The sequence below is a fragment of the Spirochaetota bacterium genome (genome assembly GCA_026415295.1).
In the GTDB taxonomy this organism is placed as follows: Bacteria; Spirochaetota; JAAYUW01; order JAAYUW01; family JAOAHJ01; genus JAOAHJ01.
In genome coordinates this window covers 1-17,427 of sequence record JAOAHJ010000036.1, presented here as the reverse complement: position 1 = coordinate 17,427, position 17,427 = coordinate 1, and the positions used below count along the sequence as shown (strand labels likewise).

The window sequence follows — 17,427 nt, the reverse complement described above, 5'->3', positions numbered from 1 at the left end:
AACTCTCCAAAAGAAGCTTTTGAAGTTATTGATAATTTATATAATAAAATGAAGTTTGATATAGTTTATGCAGTTGCTGCTGGAACTAATCTTGGTGTTTTTAATGCATGCAAAAAGAATAATATATTTTCAATTGGTGTTGATGCTGATCAAGATTATTTAGTCCCAGGGGTAATATTAACTTCAGCAATGAAAAGACTAGACAATGCAATTGTTTTGATTATTGATTTAATTATTAATAATAAACTTGAACCAAAGAATTATGTTTTAGGTTTAAAAGAGGATTGTGTTTCTTTGACAGAAATGAAATACACAAAAGAAATTATTGGGAATAAAGTTTTAAATCAAATAGAGGATATTAAAAAGAGAATAATAAATGGAGAAATTTTAATAAAAACAGTTTTTAATTATTAATTAATAATAATTAAATAAAATAAGGGGTTTATATGAGAAAAATATTCATCATATTAATAATTATCTTTATTCTTATTTTTTCTATAATATGGTTAAAAGCTAAGGGAATTAATAAAAAATATAATTATAAAATAGCCCTTGTTATAAATGATGTAGGGGATAATGCTTTTGCAGATTTACAGGTTAAAGCTTTAGAGTTTTTAGAAAAACGATACAAGCTAAGAACCCACATATATTTATGTGGTACATTTGATAAGACTTATGAGTATATGGAAAAAGCAATAAAGGATGGTTATAATATAATAATAGGGGGCAATGGTATATTTAGTGAAGAACCTATTAAGAATCTTGCAAAGGTTTATAATAATATTTATTTTATAAGTATAGATAATGATATAAAAGAACATTTTAATAAAAGTTGCTCTTTAACTTTTAAACAAAATGAAGCTTCTTTTCTTGCAGGAGTTTTAGCTGCTAAATTATCTAAAGTTGAAACCATTGGTTTTTTAGGTGGTATGGATATAGATGTTATTAATGATTTTTTTTTAGGATTTCAACAAGGAGTTGAATATATTGATAAAAATAAAAAAGTTAAAGCTTATTATATAAACAAAGATTGTTTTAGATCATCAGAACAACCATTTAATGATAAGGAATTAGGAAGTTATTTGGTGGAGAGGTTTTATAAAGAATTTAAAGTTGATATTATCTATTGTGTAGCTGGTGGTTCAAATCTTGGAGCTTATGAAAAAATTAAAATACTGCCTATTTATGGCATAGGTGTTGATACTGATCAAGATCATTTTATCCCAGGAAAAATACTTTTTTCTGTTTTGAAAAATATTGATATAGGAATAATATTTATAGTCTCAAAAATAATTTCAGGGCAATTTGAGCCAAAAAATTATAGACTTGGTTTAAAAGAAAATGGAGTAGGTTTAAGTGAAATGAAGTATACAAGAAATTTAATTGGAAATGTTAATTTAAACTTAATTGAAGATTTGAGACTCAAGATTATAAAGGGAGAGATTGTTGTTAAATCTAAATTTTAATAAAATTAAAAATTTAACTAAAATTTTTAAGATTAAATTTAGAACTTTATCAGAAAAATTGATAATAATTTTTTTAATTCTAATTTTTCTAGTGGGTGCTTTTTTAATATTAGGTATAATAAATTTTTTTACAAAATATTTAAAAACTGTTTTTATAGGTCAAAGTGAAGCAACATTAAATTATTTTATAAAAACAATAACTCCTTTAATAGAAAGATATGATTATTATGGAGTTGAATTAAACTGTAAAGAATTATTGATATTAAATAAAAGTATAGCATATATATATATCTATGATGATAAAGGTTTTATTATCAATAATACTATATCATTGATAGATGAAACTCTTAATTTTGATGTAGACATTTTTGATAAAATTATAGAAATATCTGATGAAAAAGTTGGAAAAATTGGTTCAATTAAAGTTGGTTTTAATATGTATTATATAAATAAGGAAATTTACAGATTTGAATTATTTATTTTTATTTTATCCTTTATTATTTTAAGTATATTTATATTTTTTATTTATTGGTTTATAAATAGAGTAATAGGGAGACCATTAAATAATCTAGGGGAATATATAGGTAAACTTGGAGAAATAGATTTTGATGAAAAGATTTTAATAGATGAGGATGTCGAAGAGATATCTTTTATATATAAATCATTTGAAAAAATGAGACAAGATATAAAAGAGAAATTGGCAATAATAAATAATATGATAGATAATTTTCCATATCCAATAGTTATGATTGATACAAATTTTCTAATTAAAAGAATAAATAAAGAATTTTGTAAATTATTTTGTAGTTTAAAACCAAATAAAAATGAGATCTTAGATACATATGAAATAATAAATTGCAACTTTACTTCAAAAAGCATATTTGATATATCAGATTATTTTGTTAATTTTAAAGATGATATAGATAATGTAATTATAGAAGGGCAAACAGTTTCAAAAAAGAATGTTAAAATAGAATCAGGTGATTTTAAAGGAAAATATCACAATCTTGATATTTTCCCACTTAAGTTTAGCTATATAATTGGAGCTATTATATTAATTCAAGATACAACAGAAGAAGTTAATAATTTAAATACAATTACTAGAGTTCAAAAATTAGAATCACTGGGAGTACTTGCAAGTGGAATTGCCCATGATTTTAACAATATTCTTGCAGGGATTAAAGGTTCTCTAAGTCTATTGGAACTTGATCTTGAAAATATTCCACAATTAAACAACTCTTTTTTAGAGAATTTTAATTTAATTAAAACTTCTATAGATAGAGCTACAAATGTTATTAATCAATTGTTTTTATTTACAAGAAAATTTAATATTGAAAAAAATATATTTGATATAGATAAAAGTATATCAAGTCTTGTTTCTCTTTGCAAGAATACTTTTTCAAAAGATGTTGAAATAATATATAAAAATGAGTTAACAAATGAAAAATTAAAAGAAAAACTTTTGAAAATTATAGAGAGTAAATTGGCATTAATAGATCAAAGCAATAAAACTTTAATAGAAAATAAGATTAAAGAGAAAATAGATAAGTTTGGATTCATTTTTAATGGGATTCAAGATAGAATTGAACAGGCTATATTAAATATTATGATAAACGGTTATCATGCTATGACAATTATGAAAAAAGATTATGAAAGAAGAGGGGGTGTATTAATAGTAAAAATAGATATTATTGATAAAGAAACATTTTGTAATTTTAAGTTTTTTAATAAGTTATTTAAGATAGAATGGGATGAAAATATAAAGTTTAGATCAGAAGATGAAATTTTTAATTATGAATTGAAGGAGTTCGAAGAGATTTCAGAAGACTATAATAAAAACAGAGCTTTTTCTAATAAGTTAATCGATACAAATGTACCTGAAAATATTGATGTTAAATATGAAATTGAAAAAGTATTCTATTTTTATAAAATTTCTATAATAGACCAAGGGATAGGAATAGACTCTGAAATAATAAATAAAATATTTGATCCATTTTTTACAACAAAGGAGAGAAGTAGTTCTTCAGGAATAGGTCTATCTATGGTTTTAAATATAATAAAGGAACATTTTGGTTTTATAGATGTTTTCAGTATAAAATATAAAGGTTCAAAATTTAATCTATATTTACCTGTTTACTATTCAACTTTCGATATTGATTATAAAATATTTATAATAAATAAATTTAATATAAAAAAAGAAATTAATGAAGGTAAATTTCAAGAAAGTATCATAAATAAAACTAATTCAATAAATGAAGGTTATTTAAATTATATTGATAAAAATGTATTAAAAGAAAAAATTAAAGAGATAATAAAAAGTCTTAATGAAATAAAAGTCTTAATTATAGATGATGAGCAAAATCTTCGTCTTATTCTTAGAAAATATTTTTCAAGTTACAATATTGAGGCTATTTGTGCTGAAAATGGGAAGGTTGGAGAAGAATTATTTTTAAAAAATAAAAATGAAATAAATATAATTATTGTTGATTATATTATGCCTGGTGAAGATGGTTTAATATTTTATAATAATATAAAATCAAACCTGGATTTTGAAAAAACTAAGATTATTTTTTCAACAGGTTTATTCCTTGATGAAAAATTAAACTCATTAAAAGATAATAAAAATATTTTTCTATTATCAAAACCATTTAATTTTGAAGAAATTGATAGAGTTTTTTTGGCAGTATTGGAAAATATTAAGTTGAAAAATTAGATTTTTTATTTTATTATTTTAATATAAATATACTTATGGAAGTTTTTAAAAAAATTATTTTTCTATTTTTGCTTTTTATTTTATTAATATTTTTATCATGTAAAAATAATTTTATTTTAATCACACAAGATATAAAAATTGTTAATCCAGAAAATGGAGATATAATTAGAAACAATAATTTACAAATAATAATTGAAAGCAGTATTTTCCCATTTATTAAAAAACCTTCAAAAGTTAGTATATATTTTGCGGGTTACAGTGATTTAAAAGAGGAAATTTTATTACAACAAGCACCTGTAAATGTTTTTTTAATTAATATAAATTCTTCTATTACTGATGGACCACATGTTATTTTTTTTGAATTTTATGATCAAAATAATAAACTTATATTAAGAAAATATATAAATGTTGTTTTGGATAGATTATAGTTGAGTAAGATATAAGTTTTATTTATTAAAATTATTTATTTATTATTTTATTTATGGTTTCAAGAATTTTTTCTTTTAATATTTTTTCACCATTATCAAGTAAAACCATATGCCCTGAGTTATTTAATTTCAAATAATTTACAGTGTTATTTTTTGATAAAATATTTACAAAATTTTCAAATCCTTTTTGTGAAAAATACAGATCAGAATCTCCCCACGCAATAAAAATGTTCATGTTCTTAATAAATGGCAAAATATTATTTTCCATAAATTTTGCTGCAAGTTGAGATCTATAGCCAAGTTCAGCAGAGTCTTCAGGATTTATTGGAAAATTATTTGCATAGTATAAATTTTTTTCTTTATTTACAATATCCCATACAGAAGCTCTATTTGGTGCAGGTGATGGTTTTGTAAATAAAAATATATGCCTAAGCCATGAAGTTTGCTTTGAAAGCCAATATACAATAGGGCCTGCAGCTTTATATTCCATAAAAGAGTTTAGAGGAGATAAAAAAACAGCTAAATTAGGTTTTCTTTTCCCTTCAAGTAAAATAAAAGAGTTTGGTAGGGCACCAAAGGATTGTGAAATAACAATTACTTTATGATTATTTTCAATATTTGAACAATATGCATCATAGATTTGAATTATCTCTCTTAAATCTTCTTCAAAAAACCATTCCCTATTTCTAAGATTAAAGGGGCAGCTTTGGATACCATATATTGGTACAACTATATTATATTTATATTTATAATGAAGTTCATCAAACCACTCTTTATACATTCCAGATGGATTTTGGGTTCTAAATCCTTCCATAAAAAATATTGTTGTATTATAATCTTTTTTTACCATAAAAAGAGGTTCACCACCGTTTTTGTTAAATTTGGTTATAGGGGTGTATTTATTTTTGCTTTCTATTTTATTTGCATATTTTTGGAAGTTTTTAAATTGAATATATAATAATATTCTTTGAAATCCTAAAATTGAAAAGAAAATTATAATGGTATAAAATATTAATTTTATAAGAATTTTAATAAAATTTTGAATAAAGGAATTTTTTTGATTCATAAAATTACTCCATTAAAAGAAAAATTTTTTTTTAAAAAAAGCATTAATATAATTTTTTTTTAAAATATCTTATATATAATTTTTATATATTATTTTGTATATTGTTTTATATTAAATTTGTTTTTTTTATATTAAATTTTAACTATTATTATAAAACATATATTTTATTTATTCTTCTAATAAAAATTCATCAAATTTAAACTCAAATTTTTTAGGTATCATTATTTCATAAATACATTCTAAAGCATAATCATCAGTCATTCCAGTAATATAATCTACAACTGGGGCAATATTAGTGTGTTTATTATCATAAAAAGTAAGGTGTTTGCCTGAAGAATAAAAAGTTTCCATCTTTCTTATAAAATCTCCAAATCTTATAGCTAAAAAATTTGTTTCAGTTTTATATTTGTCATAGTTGTTTTTATATTTATCAAAAATTTCACATAAATATTCAAAAAGTATTTTTAATACTCTTTCAAAATAATTAAAATAGTCATTTAATATTTTACTTTTATAAATAAAATTATAATTAAAATTTTTTAATTTTAAAAAAAGATCAAACATCTTATCAGAAAATGAGATCTTTCCTTCCTTTTTTGAAGTATTTATAATATCATTTACAAATTTATCTATTATTTCATTATTTTTAATTCCAAGTTCCTTTTTTATAATATCAGGAATTTGAGATTCTTTGATTATTTTTAGTTGTAAAGCATCTTCAAGATCTCTTCCAACATATGCAATTTTATCAGACATCCAAACAACGCATCCTTCATAAGTTGCAGGATAATGGTTAAGATCTTTTATTTCAGAAGGATCTATTATTTTAGGTTCAAAACCATCTTTTTTTCTAAAAATTTCAAAATCAGGCTCTATAAATTTTTCAAATTTTTCTCCACAATGTTTAGCGATACCATCTCGAACTGCATAAGTTAGATTCAACCCTTTACCATAATTTATTAGATTATCAACAAGATAAAGAGAATAATGCTCATGATGAAATGGTTTTATTTTTGTAATTTTAGATATTATTTCTTCACCAACATGCCCAAAAGGTGCATGGCCTAAATCATGCCCAACACTTATAGCCCATGCAAGATCTGAATCAAGATTAAGTGCTCTACAGATAGTTGCGGATATAGTTGCTACATGAAGAACATGTTCTATTCTTGTGCAAATATGGTCATTTTTTGGCGAAAAGAATACTTGTGTCTTATGTTTTAGTCTTCTAAATGGATAGGAGTGAATAATTGCAGTAATATCTCTGAAATAAGCTCCTCTAATGTCCTCTTCTCTTTTATATAGCCTTGATTTTAATATAGAATTGTCAATTTTATTAATGAAACTTTTTTTTGATGAATTGTTTAAGTTTCCATCTTTCATATTTAATATTTTAAATAAAATTTAAATAATGTAAATAAAAATAAAAAATAAACATATAAAAGTGAATGTAGTTAAATTTGAATAAGAAAATAAAAACAGTTGAAAATAAAAATTAGAATTAAATAAAAAAGTAATTTAATAAGCGATCAAAAATTAAAATTAAAATGGAAAAAGAATTTGAAATTAAAAATTAAAATATTAAAATTAAAATTGAAGGGAGTAAAACTTTATAATAAATTTATTAATATTTGCTTTTCAATTTGTAATTATTTTATTTTTATAAATATGCAAATAAATGGAGAGTTTATGGAAAAAAGAAAAGTTCCAAGAAGACATCTTATATATTATTTGAAAGTTTTTGATAAAGATAAAAATCTTTTCGGGCACCTTATAAACTTGTCTGAAGATGGATTACAGGTTGTAACTGAAAAGACTTATGAAAAAGGACAAATTTATGAACTTTTTTTAAATATCCCTAAAGATATTGCTGGAGAACTTCCAAATAAATTGCATTTTAAAGCAAAAGTAATGTGGACTAAAAAAGATCCAAATGAAGAATATTTTGACATAGGATTACATATAGAAGAAAAGATTGTTTTTGATCCTCTATTGGTTTATAAATTGTTTGATGAAATAGGGTTCAATAGTTGAGCATAGAATAAAATCAATTTAGTTTATTTTTTTAAGTAATAATCATATATCTACAGTACTAGATGAAAATCCATGATATTTTATGTATTCCCAATTTGTTCCATTAAATTTCATTATTGAAGCTTTATTTAAATTTGAAGAGTCACCAAATGCAATATACGGAATATAATTATCTATAAAAAGGGACAAATAGTTAGTATAATTAGGGGTAAACATAAAAATAGGTGACAACTTAAAGTAGATATTAAAATAAAAAAATTTAGTAATAAAAAACTAAATTTCTTAATATTTCAAAAAAATAAAATTTATATTATTTGTTTATAAAATATAACCAAATCATAAGATAATTATCTTTATTAACATAATAATTATAATAGTTTAATAATATAATAAATTAAATTTTAAGTTAAATATAATTTATTTAAATTAATTAAAAAATTAATAATATGTTTTAAGTTTATTATTTTAATTTTCCTTTTTTATTTTTTTAATTACTTCTTCTATATCTTTAAATAATATTTCTTCTCCTGATCTTAAATTTTTTAATTTTATAATTTTATTTTTTAATTCTTCTTCTCCTATTATCATAACAAAATTTATACCTTTTTTATCAGCATATTTAAATTGTTTTGAAAGTTTTTCAGGGTCAGGATATATTTCACAACATATGTTATTTGATATAATTTTGCTTTGAAGATCAAAATATAGGGGAAGGTAATTTAGTGAAAAATTTGTGATAAGTATAGATATAGAATTATTTTCTTTAAGATTATTTTTATCATTAAAAATAGTTAATAGCCTATCTAAACCAATTGATCCCCCTATACCAGGGTATGAACTTTTTGAGAAAAGAGAAACTAAGTTTTCATATCTTCCACCAGAACAAACGGATCCATATTCTGTTGCTCCATCAATAAATGTTTCAAATACAAGTCCTGTATAGTAATCAAGCCCCCTTGTTATAGTTAGGTCAAGCTTTAAGTATTGAAATTTGCCACTGTCAATAAATATTTTGCAAATTTTTTCAAGGTTTGTGTTATTTATATTGAATTCTTTTTCCAAAATGTTTTGGAGAGAATATAAATTATCATATATTTTAAGGGTATTAAAAAGCTTTTCTATGATCTTTTTTTCAATTCCAATATTAAAAAGTTCATTTTCAATTTCTGAAGTAGATACTTTTTTTATTTTATCAAAAATTCTTAATATTTGAGTTTCATAATTTGAGAGATTGAGTTTCTCAAATATTGATTTTAACAGTTTTCTATCATTAATATGAATCTTAAAGTTTGTTACTGAGAGGGCGTTCATAAGATTTATAATTGTATTTATAGTTTCTATATCAGAACCTATAGAATCAGAACCAATAATATCAAAATCAGCTTGATAAAACTCTCTAAATCTTCCTTTTTGAGGTTTTTCACCTCTCCATACTTTAGCTATATGGTATCTTTTGAAAGGAAAACTTAACTCATTTTGATACATTGATACAAAACGAGCTAGAGGAACTGTAAGGTCGAACCTTAAACCGACTTTTCTTCCACCAGCATCTTCAAATGAAAAGATCTGTTTTTCTGTTTCTTCACCAGATTTACCTGTTAGAATGTCGTAATATTCTAAAGCTGGGGTATCTATTGGTACATAACCTGCAAGAGAAAGAGAATCTTCTATTTTTCTTATAATATTTTTTCTTATTATCTCCTCTTTAGGTAAAGAATCTCTAAAACCTTTTAATATTTTTGGTTCAATCATTTTTTTCCCTTTTAAAATTATTTTCCTTACTTCTATTTTTAGTTTTTAAAATAAAATTTTTTAATCCTATAAATATACATATAAAGAAAAATATTAAAATTAAAAAAAATTGGTAATATTTTAATGGGTTTGTTATAATTCTATAAAACCATTCAAGTTTATTTTTAATAAAAAATTTAGGTGCTCTTCTTTTTTTCCCTGCAAAAATATCAAATGTTCCCCCAATACCGATCATTACTTTTGAATTTAAACTTTCTTTATATTTATTTATAAAAATATCCTGTTTTGGGAAACCCATAGCAACAAATAGAATATCAGGGGAACTTTTCCTTATAATTGTAACAATATTTTTTTCTTCAGTTTCATCCTTAAAATATCCATGAAATCTTCCAACAACTTTCAAATTTTTAAAAGTAGCTTTTATATTTTTTTCTGATAATAATGATACCTCCTTCGATCCACCTAAAAGAAAAACAGAGTGATTTTCAACTTCAGAAAAATGTAATAGTTTTCTTGCAAGATCAATTCCTGCAACTTTTTCTTTTAGTTTTTTGTCAAACATTTTGAAAAGAAGTCCGATTCCATCAGATTCAGCAATTATTAAATCAGAATTGGATAGAAGTTGCATATATTTTTTGTTTAATAAAGCTTTGGTTAATATTATAGCATTTAAAGTAATAATATGTAGTTTAATATTTTCTTTAATTGTATTTTTTATTAAAGAGATAATATTATTTGAATCTAAATTGTATATTTTAATTCCTTTAAATTCAATAAATTCATAATCAGATAAATAGTTTTTAATAAAATAATTACTTTTTTCTTTTATTTTTTCTTCAAATAATATATTCTTTGGGGTTTTTAGGTCCATTTTATATCCTCTTTTTTGCTTGAAAAATAAATTATCATATCTATATTTTTTTTAAATGATTTTTGTGTCCATAGCTCAAATGGATAGAGCACAGGACTGCGGATCCTGTGGTTGGGGGTTCAACTCCCCCTGGACATATTTTGGATTTTAATTGATAAAAAGATTAATTTATCTACTTAAAGATAACTTTTTTGAGAGTTTTTGTAAATGCTCATTTATTGTTGGGTCATCTGGCATAAGATCATAAGCTTTTTTTAAGAAAGTATAAGCTAAGTTGTATTCTCCTTTTTTATAATAAGCCCAACCCATAGAATCTAATCTTGCAGGGTTATTTATATCATTTTCAAGAGATCTTTTTATAAGCTTTATTCCAAGGTCTATGTTAATCTCACTATCCACAAGAATGTAACCTAATGTATTCATAGCATTAAAATTATTTTTGTTTATTGATAAAGCTTTTTTTGTATATGAGATAGCTTTTTTAACTTCACCAGCTTTATAATACAATGCCCCAAGAGCATTATATGTTTGAGTAGATTCAAATCCAGCTTTTAAAACTTTTTGAAAATATTCTATAGCTTTAAAAGTATTACCAATATAGTCATAAATATAACCAATTAAAAGATTAACTTGATTTTTTATTAAAAAATCTTTAGTTTTTTCAGATACAATTTTTAAAGGTTCAAGACTCTCTTTGTATTTTCTTTGTTTAATGTATATTAAACCTTTAAAATAATTTGCTCTCTCATTATCTTTCTCAAAAAATAAAGCTTTATTTATATTTTTAATAGCTTTTTCAAAATCACCTTTATCAAAGTAGCTTTTTGCTTGAACTAAATATTTTTCTACAGGAGATATATTCATATAATTTTATCTATTAATATATTTACTAAATATTTACTAAACTAATAATATTTTAAGTTTTTTTATTATTTTTATTTATTATATTTTTACTTTAATTTTATTAATCTTAATTTTAATTGATTAAAAATTTATTCTTTTTTATTCATTTTATATATTTAATTTTTAAATTCAAATATATTTAAATTTGATTTAATTTATTTTATTTTTATTTTAGAAAAATTCATCTAAAGCTTCTGGATATATAAAAGGTGCTCCTGAACCTGGATAGAAAACTGGAGTTATAGATATATAACCATTGGCTATAAGATATGAGTCAACAAAATTATCAGTAGAAAATTCAGGAATATCTCCCTCTATAACAACAAAATTTTCTGCTTTTTTACTTTCAAATAATATTTTATCTTTATAATCTCTTTTTGATATATAAGCTGGTTTTATTTTATTTGGATCTATATCAAAATATGGAAAGTTAACATTAAAAACACAGTTTAATTCTGATATTATTTTTTCAATAGATTTATTTTCATTTAATACTTTATAAGAGTTTTTATAAAAAGAAGCAGCTTTTTCTAATATTCTTTCTCTATTTCTGATAATTTTATCAACTATTATTCTTATTGGTTCTTCACAGTCTCCAAAAAGATATGGTTCCTTATAGGTTGCTAAAGAAAAAGCAAAAGAGAGTATTCCTTCTTCAGCAGCTCTCATTGCAGCAGCAAATGTTCCCGAATAAAATATATCATTTCCAAGGTTTGGCCCCTTGTTTATTCCAGATAAAACTAGATCAAAATTGATATCTTTAAAAAAACCTCTTAGTCCAGTGACAACACAATCTACAGGTAATCCTTCAAGAGAAATAACATTTTTTTCAAGTATATCATAGTAGATAGGTTTAAAAAGTGAAATAGCATGAGAAGAACCTGATTTTTCAGAAGCAGGTGCCACAACAAATACATGATGCTCATTCTTAAATATATTGAAAAGTGTTTTAAGTCCATTGGAAGTAATTCCATCATCATTTGTTATTAATATATTCATATCAAAAGAAAGATTAATTAATTTTTATAAAATTACAAGAAAAATAAATTCAAGAATAATAAAATTGAAAAAATAAAATATTATGCTATTAATAAAAAGAATATATAAAAAAGGATAAATATTAATTTATTGGAGGTATAAATTGAAAGTTAAAACTTTATTTTTTTTATTTTTGCTTTCTATAATTTTTATTTTTTTCTTTGGTTGTAAAAACCCAACTGAAAAAAAAGAGGAAGATGTTTTATCAAGAAAAGTAAATCCTTATGATTATAGAAATGAAAATCCTACAATAAATTTTAAACCAACAGAATCATGGACTTTTATGATCTATCTTGATGCAGATAATGACCTTGAACAAGCTGGTATAGATGATTTTTATGAAATGGTAAATGGGTTGAATGGGTTAAATAAAACAAATATTAAAGTTATTGTCTTAATTGATAGAATCAGTGGATATAATAATGGAAATAATATTGAAGACCTTTTAGGTGAAAGTTCTGATTGGACTGGTGCAAGGTTATATGAGATAAATCAGAATGGAAACTTTACAAAAAAAACTGATGGCTGGTTTGCTGATGGTGCTGAAATAAATATGGGAGATCCTGCAACTCTTTCAAATTTTATTTCTTATTGTAAAACAAAATATCCTTCAAGTCATTATGCTTTAGTACTCTGGAACCATGGAGGTGGAGCTAGAAGTAAAACTAAAGCTTTTGGTTCACAAAAAGCTTTAGCAAAGGCAGTATGTTGGGATGAAACAAATTCAGATGATTGTTTATACCTTGATGAGGTTCAAAATGTAATTTCTCAACACTTTAGTACAGTAAACAAGCTTGATTTTATAGGATTTGATGCATGTTTGATGGGAACAGTTGAAGTTGCCTATGAGTTTAGAGATCTTGCAAAAGTGATGGCTGGTTCTATGGCAAAAGAGTGGGGTGATGGTTGGGATTATAATAGATTATTTTCAAATATGAGTGGTTCCGGTTCAAATGATCCAAAAGAACTTGGTAAACTTGTTGTATGGCAGTATAAGGAATCAACAAGTTCTGAACCTAATCAAACACAATCTGCTGTTGATTTATCAAAAATATCTACATTAAAAACTGCAATTGATAATCTTGCTGTTGCTATTTATAATGAAAATAAAAAAACAGATATAGAAACTTTAAGGGATTTTTCATATCATTTTTATAAAAATGATGATGAATCTGTTTCATATCCTTATTATGATTTAAATGATATATGTTATCAAATAAAAGGAAATAGTTTTGCTTTTTCATCAAATTTAATAAATAAAGCAGATGCAGTTATAAATGCTTTAGCTGATGCTATAATATGGGCATATGCTGATTCTACTTATGGTGGATACTATGGGAGTGGAACAACTGTTAAAAGAGGTTTATCTATATTTTTCTCACGAGGGAATTTAATTGAAAATAATTATTCTCACTATTCTTATCAATGGTGGTATACAAGTATGGATACAAATCAATGGTGGCCAGGTGGACATTACTATGGTAAAATAGATTTTGCAGATTCTGATACTGATGGAGTGGTTGAAACTTGGAGAGAGTTGATGGAAGCATGGTATGATCCAGGTCAAAGTAATTATACTCCTGGAAAATGGTAAAAAAAGTAATATCAAATATATTCGGAGAGAGGGGGATTTGAACCCCCGATCCCTGTTTTCAGGGATAACGGTTTTCGAGACCGTCTCCATCGACCACTCGGACATCTCTCCAAAATAGAATTTTATATTTTTTTTGACTTTTGATAATTTTCATGCTCTTTTAATATTTCACCCTGAAATCTTATATTTAAGATAAGCTTTTTTATCTCTTCATTCTCCTCATTTTTAATCTTTTCTTGAACAACTCTATAAGCTTCTTCTAAAATTTTCTCTTTTTGCTCTTTTGGGACATCTCCATATTTATATTTAATATATAAAAACAAAGCTTTATACTTTAAATTAAAAATAAAATTCATATCAGCATAAACTTCAGATTCTTTTAAGAAAATTTCTATTCCATTTTTATCACCAATTTTAATATATATAAGTAAAAAGATTAGGCAAAACTCAAAAATCTGGAGATGGTCTTTGTTTTTAATTGATATTAAAAAGCCGTTTCTTGAGTAATGAAGAGCTTTTTCAATATCATTTAAAAGATAGAACCCTTCAGCAAGGAAAGAGTAAACCTTTGTTTTTAAGTAATCATTTTTAAGTTGATTTGCAAAGTATTCAGCCTTTTTTAAGTAATCAAAACCTTTTTCATTTTGTTTTTGATAGATAAGAGAGATACCAAGATAAGAGTAAAATTTTGATAAGAATCTATAATTAAAAGGAAATCTATCTTTTATTTTTTCAATATATTCTATAAGCTTTTCATAATTTCCCATCTCATAAAGAAGATCAACAAGTTCATCAATTATAAAAAGGATTGTAAGTTCATCTCCTTCATTAAAAGCTTTATTAAACATATCTTCAAGGATTCCTATTCCTTTACTATAATATCCCTCATGAAAGTAATAAAAAGCATAAAATCTTTTTCTATGGAAATCATTTTCAGGAAGGATGTTTGCGTAACTTATAGCTTCATCTTTTCGGTTTGTAAGGTATAAAGCAATAGAGGTGAAAAATATAATATTTGGAAAAGTTAATTTATAATCTTCTGAATAGTTAGAAGATTCCTCAATTACTTTTTTGTAATAATATATAGCTTTCTTACCATAAAAACATACATTTTCATAATCGGATTGCATTTTGTAAAGTGAGGTCATAAAATGGAAAGTTTTTGCAAAATATCTATTGTTTAGTTCTTTGATTGAGATCTGTAACATCTTTGACAATGTTTCAGTTGCCTCATCTAACCTACCATTGTTAAATAGAATAGTGAATTTTATATGTAATAGATCAAAGATTGAGTCTGGATCTGGATTGTTTAAATTTTGCAAAATTTTGTCTATATAATTTACAAAATCTATATTTAATGCTGATTCATTATCAAGGAGATAATTTTTTGCTTCTTCATACTCTTCAGAATTTATAAGATGGTAGAGTATTGTGGAAAGTGATGATTTTTCATTTTTCATAAGTAGCTGAGCTATTAATTTATGAAGAATCTTTTTATTTTGAATAAGGAGAGAGTTATAAAGAGTATCTTTTATAAGACTTTGTCTAAATCTATAAACCCCCTTTTCAAAAATTAAAACCTTATCTTTGACTAATATATCTAAAATATTTTCAATATTTTCATTTGAACCACCAGTTTTTGAGTTTATATATTTTAAATATTCAACATTAAAAGAGTGTCTGAAAACAGAACATTTATAAAGAATATCCTTAATTTCAATTGAGTATTTATCAAATGAAGCAAGTATTAGATTTTGTATTGTTGTAGGAACTTGATTGATATTTCCAGTTTTGTTTATAAATCTTATATACTCTTCAATAAAAAATGGGTTTCCTTTTGTAGCCTCATATATTTTTTTTATATCTTCATCTGATATTTGTATTTTAAGAAGAAGCTTGATATATTCATATGACTCATGTTCAGAAAGTGGATGAATTTGAATTTCTTCAACACCAAGAAAAAGAGTAAAAATATTATTATCAAGATAATCAGAAGAAAGAAGGAAAAATGGTTTTATTTTTGACTTATCAAAAAGAAACCTTAAAAAATCTCTGGATTCTTTATCTATTAAATCAACTGAATCTATATATATTACTGGATAAAATATTTTATTATCATGTTTATTGAATATTTTTTCTATTATTTTTAGAAGAGTGTTGAATGGATCTATGTTATCTATAGTGAGACTTAAAGTATCTTGATCACTTATAAATTTTTTAAATTTTAAATCATAAGTTTCAGGGTTTAGAAGATATATAAAGTAGTTTATTATGTCAAAATTATCAAGGTCAATTTTGTCCTTAAATGCTTTAACTATTTTTTCTTTTTCTTCGTTTTTTGAAATTTTAAGATAGTTTAGAATAAGGTTAAGTATTACCCCAAATTTTATAAATGGAAAAGCTCCAGCTTTTGCATATAAAAAAGCACCATTATAATCAGGAAATTCTTTTATCTTTTTATAAAATTCTGCAACAAGTCTTGTTTTTCCTGATCCCTGTTCTCCTGTTATATAAAAACCATCTATTTTATCTCCAGAAAATTTAATATATTTTTGAACAATTTTATCAATATATTCTTTTCTTCCAATAAAAGGAGAATTATAGTTAAAGAATGTATAATTAAAACCAGTTACTTTATATGCATATATTTTTTGATTTAATCCTTTAAGAGAGAGTTCTATTGGACCTGAGAATGTAAAATCATAAATAGCTTCTTCTTTAGTTCCTTCTGATACAAGTATAGAGTTTTCTTCTGCTGCTTCTTGCAATCTTGAAGCTATTGCTAAGGTATCCCCCGTTACTACATCAAATTCACCTCTTTTACCTACTGTTACAAGCCCAGTATGTATACCTGTTCTAAATTTTAATTCTATACCATTATCTATTATTTCATTAAGATCATTTATTGCATCAATCATTTCAAGGGCACAATTTATAGCTCTAGATGGATCATCTTCATGTATTTTTTTAGCCCCAAATATAGCAACTAAAGCATCACCGATATATTTTTCAATTATTCCATCATATTTTTTAACAAGAGATTCAAATATGGAGAAAATTCTTGTCATAAGAGAGTCAAGTTCTTCAGGATCAAGCTTTTGTGAAAGTGAGGTGAAGTTTTTCATATCAGTAAAAAGCACTGTTACATATCTTCTTTCACCTTCTTTGAGATTTATTTTCTCTTCAATAATATTTTTGCTTTTCATATAAATCTTAGCTCCTAATTTTAAATATTTATTTCTATTTTTTTTTTCAATTTTTTAGTTTAATTAATTATTTATTTATTAATTTTTGTTTTTATTTATTTGTTTTCTTTATTTATTAATTAATACTGATTTTGTGATATTTCTAAGTTTCAAATTCCTCTTCACTCTCACTAGATTCGTTGCTAGAAATAAGTCCAAATTTTTCAAGTTTATTGTATAAAGTTTTTCTACCTATACCAAGCATTCTTGCAACTTTTGCTTTGTTTTTAATTTTGCTCAATGTAAATTCAATATATTTTTTTTCAAGTTCTTCTAAAGGTGTACCTATTTTAACCTGTAAATATTTTTCTTTAGAA

The 17,427-nt window shown here is 23.8% G+C and carries 15 protein-coding genes and 2 tRNA genes; 7 read left to right on the top strand and 10 right to left on the bottom strand.

All coding sequences use genetic code 11. The features are described 5' to 3' along the window. From N3A58_08390 to N3A58_08375, 4 genes are all read left to right on the top strand, one after another. Nucleotides 1-414, top strand: a 414-nt coding sequence (locus N3A58_08390; protein ID MCX8059416.1) for a BMP family ABC transporter substrate-binding protein, incomplete at its 5' end; no start/stop codon positions are given. 32 nt (nt 415-446) lie between these two features. Further along, entirely contained in the window at nt 447-1,466 is a 1,020-nt protein-coding gene (locus N3A58_08385) for a BMP family ABC transporter substrate-binding protein (protein MCX8059415.1), read from the top strand. Further along, the gene (locus N3A58_08380; protein ID MCX8059414.1) at nt 1,447-4,179 is read left to right on the top strand and encodes a response regulator; all 2,733 of its coding nucleotides are present in this window, start codon (nt 1,447-1,449) and stop codon (nt 4,177-4,179) included. Before N3A58_08385 ends, N3A58_08380 begins: the two co-directional genes overlap by 20 nt. Nucleotides 4,180-4,214: 35 nt before the next feature. Next, the gene (locus N3A58_08375) at nt 4,215-4,607 is read left to right on the top strand and encodes a hypothetical protein (GenBank protein ID MCX8059413.1); all 393 of its coding nucleotides are present in this window, start codon (nt 4,215-4,217) and stop codon (nt 4,605-4,607) included. Between the two features lie 31 nt (nt 4,608-4,638). Here N3A58_08375 and N3A58_08370 read toward each other — a convergent pair whose 3' ends face one another. Both N3A58_08370 and N3A58_08365 read right to left on the bottom strand, forming a co-directional pair. Continuing rightward, nucleotides 4,639-5,673: a hypothetical protein gene (locus N3A58_08370; protein ID MCX8059412.1), complete on the bottom strand. Its 1,035-nt coding sequence runs from the start codon at nt 5,671-5,673 to the stop codon at nt 4,639-4,641. Nucleotides 5,674-5,841: 168 nt separating this feature from the next. After that, nucleotides 5,842-7,056, bottom strand: coding sequence for an HD domain-containing protein (locus N3A58_08365; GenBank protein ID MCX8059411.1), 1,215 nt, complete (start codon nt 7,054-7,056; stop codon nt 5,842-5,844). Nucleotides 7,057-7,362: 306 nt separating this feature from the next. On the opposite strand from N3A58_08365, the gene N3A58_08360 reads away from it, so the two are divergent. Then, entirely contained in the window at nt 7,363-7,707 is a 345-nt protein-coding gene (locus N3A58_08360; protein ID MCX8059410.1) for a PilZ domain-containing protein, read from the top strand. 42 nt (nt 7,708-7,749) lie between these two features. Here the strand turns inward: N3A58_08360 and N3A58_08355 are convergent, their stop codons facing one another. The 3 genes from N3A58_08355 to N3A58_08345 form a co-directional block, all read right to left on the bottom strand. Then, nucleotides 7,750-7,923, bottom strand: a complete 174-nt coding sequence (locus N3A58_08355; protein ID MCX8059409.1) for a hypothetical protein — start codon at nt 7,921-7,923, stop codon at nt 7,750-7,752. A 249-nt stretch (nt 7,924-8,172) separates the two neighbouring features. Continuing rightward, nucleotides 8,173-9,459, bottom strand: coding sequence for a histidine--tRNA ligase (hisS, locus tag N3A58_08350; protein ID MCX8059408.1), 1,287 nt, complete (start codon nt 9,457-9,459; stop codon nt 8,173-8,175). Then, nucleotides 9,452-10,330 (bottom strand): WecB/TagA/CpsF family glycosyltransferase, encoded by an 879-nt coding sequence (locus N3A58_08345; GenBank protein MCX8059407.1) that lies wholly within the window; start codon nt 10,328-10,330, stop codon nt 9,452-9,454. Before N3A58_08345 ends, hisS begins: the two co-directional genes overlap by 8 nt. A gap of 64 nt (nt 10,331-10,394) precedes the next feature. On the opposite strand from N3A58_08345, the gene N3A58_08340 reads away from it, so the two are divergent. Continuing rightward, nucleotides 10,395-10,468, top strand: a tRNA-Arg gene (locus N3A58_08340). A gap of 30 nt (nt 10,469-10,498) precedes the next feature. Here the strand turns inward: N3A58_08340 and N3A58_08335 are convergent. Both N3A58_08335 and surE read right to left on the bottom strand, forming a co-directional pair. Continuing rightward, nucleotides 10,499-11,194 carry a tetratricopeptide repeat protein gene (locus N3A58_08335; protein MCX8059406.1) on the bottom strand — a complete coding sequence of 232 codons (696 nt, stop codon included), beginning with the start codon at nt 11,192-11,194 and terminating at the stop codon, nt 10,499-10,501. 210 nt (nt 11,195-11,404) lie between these two features. Beyond that, nucleotides 11,405-12,232 carry a 5'/3'-nucleotidase SurE gene (gene surE / locus N3A58_08330; GenBank protein MCX8059405.1) on the bottom strand — a complete coding sequence of 276 codons (828 nt, stop codon included), beginning with the start codon at nt 12,230-12,232 and terminating at the stop codon, nt 11,405-11,407. 142 nt (nt 12,233-12,374) lie between these two features. Between surE and N3A58_08325 the strand changes: the two genes are divergently transcribed. After that, nucleotides 12,375-13,865 carry a clostripain-related cysteine peptidase gene (locus N3A58_08325; protein MCX8059404.1) on the top strand — a complete coding sequence of 497 codons (1,491 nt, stop codon included), beginning with the start codon at nt 12,375-12,377 and terminating at the stop codon, nt 13,863-13,865. Nucleotides 13,866-13,887: 22 nt separating this feature from the next. Here N3A58_08325 and N3A58_08320 read toward each other — a convergent pair. The 3 genes from N3A58_08320 to N3A58_08310 all read right to left on the bottom strand — a co-directional run. Beyond that, nucleotides 13,888-13,976, bottom strand: a tRNA-Ser gene (locus tag N3A58_08320). A gap of 11 nt (nt 13,977-13,987) precedes the next feature. Next, nucleotides 13,988-17,071, bottom strand: a complete 3,084-nt coding sequence (locus N3A58_08315) for an AAA family ATPase (GenBank protein ID MCX8059403.1) — start codon at nt 17,069-17,071, stop codon at nt 13,988-13,990. 142 nt (nt 17,072-17,213) lie between these two features. Further along, the coding region (locus tag N3A58_08310; protein ID MCX8059402.1) for a hypothetical protein at nt 17,214-17,427 on the bottom strand (214 nt) is incomplete at its 5' end.